Here is a 1586-nt window from a genome sequence, read left to right as displayed (position 1 = left end):
CTTGGAACTTCAAATTATTTCTATTTTAGACCCAAACAAGCGATTCCTACGGAGCGCTTCGCTATCGCACCTCCACACATCCCTAAAACAGCGATCGCTCTCCCACATCCTAAAAGCGATCGCACTCCCACATCCTCAAAACAGCGATCGCACTCCCATCATCCCAAAAAGCCATCGCATCCCATCATCCCCAAAACAGCGATTCCTACGGAGCGCTTCGCTATCGCATCCCATCATCCGTGAATCATTTCATTTAAAGCTGTATTAATTATTTCTTCACTAACTCCATGATGTTTTAAATTTTCAATAAAAGTAGAAATTCCTTGATTACGACTTTCTAAATAATATAAAATTGCGGCAGTGGGCGATGGAGGTTCAATAGGATAATTTTGTTGTTCATAAACTTCCACTAAAGTCGTTAAAATATCTAATTTTTCATATTCTGGTGTATTAGATTCAGCCTCAAAAATTTGTTCAATTTCTTTTAAGGCTTGTTGATAATCTGCTGCTGTTCTAATTGGTTTTAAGTTCATGATATCGAACCTCCCTAAATGATTGTAGCATCTATCTTGTCATATTCTTGATGAGTACCAATAAAGCGAATAAAAATAATCCCAATCTCATAACGAATATGGACAATTAAACGATAATTATTACCTTTAATATTAAAGACTAAGTAGGTTGGCGTTGAAAATTGTCGTTATGGCAAGGCAAAAGGCAAGAGGCAAGAGGCAAGAGTGAAGAGGGTTTAGGCGATTTTACATTTCTTTACACAGTTTGGTTTTATTGTGTTCACCTACTTACTCGATTATTAGCAATGATACTGGCATTAGCATAAACTTCTTTAATATCTGATGGACTTGGCCAATTTGCACGGGTAGCATCATCAAACCATGCTTTTAAAGGCTGTTCTGTATCAGGATGTTTTTGCCAATATTCTCTTAGTGTACTCCGAGCAATAATTCTCATTGTAATAACAATATTTATCAAAAATTAGTTTACTTGGCATTTGCAGTTTATTGTTTATTGTCAAGATAATAGCAAAAAAGCGATTCCTTTGGTGAGCTTCGCTATCGCACTCCCACCATCCCAAAAGCGATCGCCCTTCCACATCCCCAAAAAGGCGATCGCTCTATTTAATTCAGTATGATTAATCTCAAGACTCTGGGTTATTTTGTAACCATTGTTCTAAATCAGTCACAGAAGAAAAATCTAACAGAGCTTCACCCAATAATTCTAATTTATCAATTGTTAATCTACGAATTGAGTCAATCAAGGATAATTCAATTTCACCAATTCGCCGATTTAGTTGTCGTATAACTAGCTGCTGCTCTCCCTGTTCTATTCCTCTTTCTATTCCTTTTTCTATTCCCCGTTCCATAGCTAGTTGTTCTGTTGGGCTAATTAAAGGCATTGTTCTTTCCTCCTCGAATTGTTTAATTTTCGTGACCAATCCTGCTTGCAATTGTTTAGGTAAAGTCATCATTGTGTCGATGATTTTAAATAACTTAATAACCTTCTCCTTTGTGAAGCCCCGGTCATAAAGTCCTCTAATTAATATCCATTTCCACTGCTCCCTTTCTGCT

General features: G+C 36.8%; 4 protein-coding genes and 2 pseudogenes. 2 read left to right on the top strand and 4 right to left on the bottom strand.

The genetic code is table 11. The annotated features are described in order from the left end of the window. A partial coding sequence (locus FJR37_RS25470) for a hypothetical protein (RefSeq protein ID WP_168467459.1) occupies nucleotides 1–243 on the top strand: 243 nt, incomplete at its 5' end. Here FJR37_RS25470 and FJR37_RS25465 read toward each other — a convergent pair. The 3 genes and pseudogenes from FJR37_RS25465 to FJR37_RS25455 all read right to left on the bottom strand — a co-directional run. Next, complete coding sequence (locus FJR37_RS25465) at nucleotides 234–533, bottom strand: type II toxin-antitoxin system HigA family antitoxin (protein WP_168467458.1); 300 nt, start codon at nucleotides 531–533, stop codon at nucleotides 234–236. The two genes, FJR37_RS25470 and FJR37_RS25465, sit on opposite strands and share 10 nt — an antisense overlap. 14 nt (nucleotides 534–547) lie before the next feature. Continuing rightward, nucleotides 548–676 (bottom strand): annotated as a pseudogene (locus FJR37_RS25460) (type II toxin-antitoxin system HigB family toxin); the annotation flags it as partial. 125 nt (nucleotides 677–801) lie between these two features. After that, nucleotides 802–969 (bottom strand): annotated as a pseudogene (locus FJR37_RS25455) (type II toxin-antitoxin system HigB family toxin); the annotation flags it as partial. Between the two features lie 40 nt (nucleotides 970–1009). Between FJR37_RS25455 and FJR37_RS25450 the strand changes: the two are divergent. Next, nucleotides 1010–1150, top strand: coding sequence for a hypothetical protein (locus tag FJR37_RS25450; RefSeq protein WP_168467457.1), 141 nt, complete (start codon nucleotides 1010–1012; stop codon nucleotides 1148–1150). A gap of 6 nt (nucleotides 1151–1156) precedes the next feature. On the opposite strand, the gene FJR37_RS25445 is transcribed toward FJR37_RS25450, so the two are convergent. Then, a partial coding sequence (locus tag FJR37_RS25445) for a DUF4351 domain-containing protein (protein WP_168467456.1) occupies nucleotides 1157–1586 on the bottom strand: 430 nt, incomplete at its 5' end.

Source organism: Aphanizomenon sp. UHCC 0183 (genome assembly GCF_009712065.1).
Classification (GTDB): Bacteria; Cyanobacteriota; Cyanobacteriia; order Cyanobacteriales; family Nostocaceae; genus Dolichospermum; species Dolichospermum heterosporum.
Note: the sequence above shows the minus strand (reverse complement) of the source record. Positions and strands in the feature narration are given on the sequence as shown.

Coding starts and splice junctions, on each gene's coding strand:
- FJR37_RS25465 (WP_168467458.1), bottom strand. CDS start 533: ATGAACTTAAAACCAATTAGAACAGCAGCAGATTATCAACAAGCCTTA.